This window comes from Pseudomonas sp. NPDC088429, assembly GCF_044753305.1.
Classification (GTDB): domain Bacteria; phylum Pseudomonadota; class Gammaproteobacteria; order Pseudomonadales; family Pseudomonadaceae; genus Aquipseudomonas; species Aquipseudomonas rustica.
This window is the reverse complement of sequence record NZ_JBIVMX010000029.1, coordinates 10316-10780: the sequence shown is the minus strand read 5'-3', so window position 1 is coordinate 10780 and position 465 is coordinate 10316. Positions and strand designations below refer to the sequence as shown.

At 60.2% G+C, this 465-nt stretch carries 1 protein-coding gene; it reads right to left on the bottom strand.

Features of this window, described 5'->3' with window-relative positions; all coding sequences use genetic code 11:
- Positions 1 to 75: 75 nt before the first annotated feature.
- The coding region (locus ACIP66_RS15960; RefSeq protein WP_400649090.1) for a sigma factor-like helix-turn-helix DNA-binding protein at positions 76 to 465 on the bottom strand (390 nt) is incomplete at its 5' end.

Sequence of the window (465 nt, the reverse complement as noted above, 5' to 3'; positions counted from 1 at the left end):
AACAACATCAAAAGCTGCAGGCAACAAAAAGCCCCGAACCAGTCGGGGCTTTTTGCGGGCGGTCGTGTGAGGCGCTTACTGGAACAGCGACTCGCTCGACAGGCCATTCTTCTCAAGGATTTCGCGAAGGCGCTTGAGGCCCTCTACCTGGATCTGCCGCACCCGCTCGCGCGTCAGGCCGATCTCCAGGCCTACATCTTCCAGCGTACTGCTCTCGTGGCCGCGCAGGCCGAAGCGGCGAATCACCACCTCGCGCTGCTTGTCGGTCAGTTCCGAGAGCCATTGATCGATGCTCTGCGACAGGTCGTCATCCTGCAGCAGTTCACATGGATCGGTCGGACGATCATCCGTCAGGGTGTCCAGCAGGGTTTTATCCGAATCCGGACCCAGCGAGACGTCGACCGAAGAAACCCGTTCGTTGAGGCCGAGCATGCGCTTGACCTCGCCCACCGGTTTTTCCAGCAG